We start from the raw sequence: 5772 nt of genomic DNA, 5'->3' as shown, positions 1-5772 counted from the left end.
TTGTAGAAATAAATTCTAATATACGCCAACTATCTAACAACCCTAAAAATTTACCTTCTGTATCTACAACAGCAATAGGTAAACTATGAGATTCTTGATTAGTCTGTTGTTCAGATTTTGGCTGGAGATATGGCCATAACTTATCAACAGTTAAATCTGCTGGTAATATTCTCAGACTCCTCAATGTCAAAGAACTTGCTTCAGATAGAGGTTGTTGCCAATTTCCTATAGAAATATGAGTTTTAAGTAGTTTGGTTTCTGAGTTTGAGACTATATAAGGAATTAAATTATGTAAGTAAATTAATCCTAGTGGTTGGTGCGCCTTATTTATTACTACTAACTCGTTACATTTTTCTCTACAGAAAATTGACCATACTACCTGCAAATTTTCTGTGTCTAAGCATACTGATATAGGAGATATAAATTTTCTTAAAGTCGTGTAGGGTATTAACATGACAGTTCGGGTATATAAGCTGAAATATATTCATTAAGGGTATATTGACTAACCGGACTATAATTTAGGCCATTCAGAACGGAAACCCTTATCCCTACATCTGTCCACAGATAATTAACAATAATTAGGTTAACACCTGGTAGGAAAATCCCGTTGGGCTTATAGTTAGCTAAAATTTTGACATTGATGCTAATGATGACAGAATTGAATATTTATGGCAGTATACAGATATAGGATTAATACTCCTCCTTTCAGGTAATGCTATGTTGGAGGTCTTGTAAGAAAATTCAAAATAATTTTGCTGAACCTATATTCATATATAGCTATATTCTTCATGCTATCCTCCTTACTCAAACTCTAGAGGTTGTCTATGTTAATATTTATTACATTATTTGTTGACGAATTGAATGTAATAAAATTATTTTGTTATGGAGATTTCTCAAATTACAGATTTTCAACCTAACCCAGACTTAGCTACTGTATCTAAAATTTTGTCTACTCAACTATCTATCTGTATATATTTGCATGATGATAAATTTGCTACTTCAGTAACCAAGTTACTGAGTAGAGAGCGCTATCTTGTGGCACTAACTAACTCTCGCCGAGAATTTGTCCAGCTTATCGAAGAGAATACTAACATAGATTGTCTTCTATTCCAAGAGTATTCTGAACTAACTTCTTTGATACATAAGTTACACAATAAATCTATTTTATTACCTGCTGTAATTATCAAACAATCTGAGTCAGAAAATTATCCAGAAACTCAGGAGTTAGTTAATAATGATTTAACTAAATACAATCCCCAGCAAAAGTATCAAAATTTTATTTACCATCAAGCAGAAATTCCATTATTAACCAATCAACTGAGCCAAATAGATTTTTATATTGAGCAGGCAATTCAAAAATTTCTGACACTTTCTCCTGCTAGTTCCTCAAAAGATGAATCTCAAATATTTAGTCAACCTAATGATGATCATACTAAAAATATACTTCATCAACAGCAACACAGATTATATACAAAATTAAGGGAAAGATTAGGATACCTAGGTGTGTACTACAAAAGAAATCCCGCAAATTTTATTAGAAATATGGCTCCAGGGGAGCGCCGTAAGTTTGTAGACCAACTTAAGTTAGAATATCGTCACATTGTTCTCAAATATTTTTCTCAGGATAATTCCCTAAATAATAGAATAGATGAGTTTGTTAACCTATGTTTTTTCTCAGATATTCCTGTAACACAAATTGTAGAAATTCATATGGATTTAATGGATGAATTTGCTAAACAACTAAAGTTAGAAGGACGTAGTGAGGAAATGTTGCTGGATTATCGATTAACTCTTATAGATACAATAGCACACCTGTGTGAAATGTACCGACGTTCTATTCCTAGAGAATCTTGAGAACTAGATTATTAAATAAAAATTAACTAGCAAAAGATTATAGTAGGCCAATGCTAATCTAAATGCTTGTGTAGGAATAGGTAAGTTTAATAACTTCAAGGTATATAAAAAGATAGACAAATAACTTTTATTTAATTTTAAATTTAGTATCTAAAATCTGATTTCTGTCTTACTAAGAAGACTTAATACTTTGAGCTGTAAATATATTTAATCAATTAATTAATTCCTAAACAAAAATTCTCTGTTTTGATTGAGGTTAAAGTATTATTAAATCGGCTCTTCATCAAGGAAAAACTATTCAAACAAGCTGAAAAAACTACTTGAGAATAACTATGAGTCCTCTGAAGAAAACCTATGTTTTGAAGTTATACGTTGCTGGAAATACCCCTAATTCTGTGCGGGCATTAAAAACACTCAAAGAAATTCTTGAACAAGAATTCCAAGGGGTTTATGCCTTAAAAGTAATAGACGTATTGAAAAATCCTCAGCTAGCAGAAGAAGATAAAATATTGGCTACACCAACTTTATCAAAAATATTACCCCCACCTGTCAGAAAAATCATTGGAGATCTTTCAGACCGGGAAAAGGTGTTAATTGGATTGGATCTACTTTATGAAGAACTTAACGAAGAGGAATATAATCTCTAATACCAATTTAATAAAATGTTGCTATATTAGCTTTATTGGTAGGATTCAGCAGTCATAATTCAGGATATAATAATTCATAATATTTATTTTAGATTAGAGTCAAATATGGCAAAAATTGAATAAAAAACAATATTTTAGAGTATAATATTTTTTTTTAGCCAACAGCATAATTTGATTTATAGCCCCTAACTTGGCAGTAATTCTCTTAAGATTTTGATCCCAACTTTACTGTAAAGATCTTTTTTTAATTCAGTATAAATAGGGCTTGCCGATCGACTCTAAAAGCCTTTATCTGTAAATTATTTAGCCTTTTTTCACAGAAAAAAGTGCCAGTTTTTCGCTTACTCTAGTTCAAAATAGAGGGTTTCTCAACAAGGGTGAGGTATATATACCAATTACCATGCATTAATGCTATACTTAGACAACACTTCAATGATTCAGTAATTAACACAAGCCAATAATCTTTTTAATAATTATTAGCCAGTTAGTATTAATTATTTTTATTTTGACTTCTCCCCCACTCCCCCACTCCCCTCCGACCCTACTCAAGAAAGTGCAGCAAACATTGATCGCGCTTGATATAATATGGGATTTATTCAGAGCAGAAAAATTATCAAAATTAGTTTAATTAATCTGCTTTTATTAGCAGCTATATTAAGTTTGGTTGAAGGTCTATCTAGTATATTATTGCTGTTTGATAAAATTAGTAAAGTTCAACCAATGAGTGAAATACGCCACACTCTTTCAATGAGTATTTCTTCAAATAATAGATAGTTGAAAATTAATTATTATTCGTTTAATGTGCAACTCCTAAAATCAAGATTTAGCAAAATACTATCTCATAGTAGAGGGAACTATAATGCTAGGGTAAGTATGCTATCAATATAGCAAACTGGAGTCAACTCAATTAGGCTAGTTAGTTAGTTTTATTGAATGGCGAAACTTTTTAAAAATTTCCCCTAAGAGATAATTAATCTTAAGGTAAGTCCCGCGAAATGAGGAAACCGAGTAAGTATTCCCACCATCTCTCTGCCTACTTATTGCCTTTTGTAGAGGAGCTTTCCTCAAAGAAGAGCTACCTCTTGCAGAGGAGAGTTAATTCTAACAGGCCGGGAAAAACCTCAAATTAATTTTTGTATTGTGTGATATAAATGTTCAGGGTATATATCAGGAAACCGTTCTGCTGAAATTACCCAAACTTACCCAATGGGAACTCCAGTTACTGGCTCTATAATAACATAAGCTTGACTATCTACCACCAAAAGCCCGTCTTTCCAGGACGAGGTTTAAAATTTGAAAAAAAGTATGTTTGATGATATTTAGGTAAGATTTCAGCTTCTGTTTTTACCCCTAGCCAAATTTTTTCTAATTTTAAATATTTTAAAGATTTTAAAGATATGAATGAAAATAGTGAGTCTATTAAAAGAGACAGAATAGCAACTGTAGGAGTTGAGAAAATTAAGACCATGATTGAGGGTTTTGACGACATCAGTCATGGAGGAATGCCAGTTGGCAGAACAACATTAGTGAGTGGTACATCTGGAACTGGAAAAACATTGTTTGCTATTCAATTTCTTTATAATGGAATTACCTATTTTGATGAGCCTGGAGTATTTGTTACTTTTGAAGAATCTCCACAGGATATTATTAAAAATGCCTACAGTTTTGGTTGGAATTTACAGAAATTAGTTGATGATGGGAAATTATTTATATTAGACGCTTCTCCTGACCCAGAGGGACAAGACATAGTTGGCAATTTTGACTTATCTGCTTTAATAGAAAGAATTCAATATGCAATTCGTAAGTATAAAGCTAGAAGAGTTTCTATTGATTCAGTAACTGCTGTATTTCAACAATATGATGCTGCTTCGGTAGTCAGAAGAGAAATATTTCGTTTAGTTGCACGACTCAAACAAGTTGGGGCAACAACTATTATGACTACAGAAAGAGTAGAAGAATATGGACCTGTGGCCAGATTTGGAGTAGAAGAGTTTGTCTCTGATAATGTTGTTATTGTGCGTAATGCTCTTGAAGGTGAACGTAGACGTCGGACAATAGAAATACTAAAACTTAGGGGTACAACTCACATGAAAGGGGAATATCCATTTACTATTACTAATGATGGTGTAAATATATTCCCACTGGGAGCGATGCGATTAACTCAACGTTCTTCTAATGTTAGGGTTTCTTCTGGGGATGAAATTCTCGATCAAATGTGTGGTGGTGGTTTCTTTAAAGATTCAATTATATTAGCAACTGGCGCTACAGGTACGGGAAAAACTCTTTTAGTAAGTAAATTTATAGAAAATGGTTGTATAAATAATGAACCTGCGATGCTTTTTGCCTATGAAGAATCGAGGGCTCAATTGTTCCGTAATGCCTCTTCTTGGGGTATAGATTTTGAAGAACTAGAAAAAAAAGGATTATTAAGAATTCTGTGTACTTACCCAGAATCATCAGGTTTAGAAGACCACCTACAAATTATTAAATCAGAAATTGCTGATTTTAAACCATCTAGAATAGCTATTGACTCTTTATCTGCTTTGGCAAGAGGAGTAAGTAATAATGCTTTTAGACAATTTGTCATTGGGGTAACTGGTTTTGCCAAGCAAGAAGAAATAACAGGCTTTTTTACTAACACTACCGATCAGTTTATGGGGTCTAATTCTATTACAGATTCCCATATTTCTACTATTACTGATACAATTTTGATGCTTCAATATGTAGAAATTCGTGGCGAAATGTCTCGTGCTATTAATGTGTTTAAAATGCGTGGTTCATGGCATGATAAAGGTATTAGAGAATATACAATTACAGCACAAGGTCCTGATATAAAAGACTCTTTCCGTAGTTATGAAGGAATTATTAGTGGTTCTCCAACTAGAATTACAGTGAATGAAAAAAGTGAATTGTCTAGAATTATTCAGGGAGTTCAAGAAAAGACAACAGAGGAATAATATCAAGAATAAATCCTTTGCTAATGGTGCGATTTATTTAACCTCAATTACGCTAAAATCTAGGAGGAAAAATAGGATATTAAGTTTTACTTAAAATGTACTTAAACATACTTGATTTTAAAAATTGAACATGATATTGTGGATATCCTATCCATCCTAAAGACGTGGGGATTCTTCACCACCCTACAACTCGATCGCAAAGTTGTAGTTGCAGTTGGGGAGTTGAAGATTCTACCATTATGCTATTTTTATTGTGAAAGTATTACCGAAAAATTAATAATTAATAATTAATAATTAAATAATTCGCGCCTTGA

At 32.3% G+C, this 5772-nt stretch carries 3 protein-coding genes and 1 pseudogene; 3 read left to right on the top strand and 1 reads right to left on the bottom strand.

Annotated elements, in window-relative coordinates; translation table 11 throughout:
• Window positions 1–454: pseudogene (locus tag F6K22_RS29330) on the bottom strand (hypothetical protein); the annotation flags it as partial.
• A 428-nt stretch (window positions 455–882) separates the two neighbouring features.
• On the opposite strand from F6K22_RS29330, the gene F6K22_RS29325 reads away from it, so the two are divergent.
• The 3 genes from F6K22_RS29325 to kaiC all read left to right on the top strand — a co-directional run bounded on the left by F6K22_RS29325 (window position 883) and on the right by kaiC (window position 5458).
• Window positions 883–1854 (top strand): circadian clock protein KaiA, encoded by a 972-nt coding sequence (locus F6K22_RS29325; protein WP_293106241.1) that lies wholly within the window; start codon window positions 883–885, stop codon window positions 1852–1854.
• Between the two features lie 332 nt (window positions 1855–2186).
• A complete protein-coding gene (gene kaiB, locus F6K22_RS29320; protein WP_293106238.1) occupies window positions 2187–2501 on the top strand; it encodes a circadian clock protein KaiB in 315 nt (104 codons plus the stop codon).
• A 1397-nt stretch (window positions 2502–3898) separates the two neighbouring features.
• Complete coding sequence (kaiC, locus tag F6K22_RS29315; RefSeq protein WP_293106236.1) at window positions 3899–5458, top strand: circadian clock protein KaiC; 1560 nt, start codon at window positions 3899–3901, stop codon at window positions 5456–5458.
• Window positions 5459–5772: the final 314 nt, after the last annotated feature.

It is taken from the genome of Okeania sp. SIO2F4, from assembly GCF_010672385.1.
Lineage (GTDB): Bacteria > Cyanobacteriota > Cyanobacteriia > Cyanobacteriales > Microcoleaceae > Trichodesmium.
This window is presented reverse-complemented; position numbering and strand designations above follow the sequence as displayed.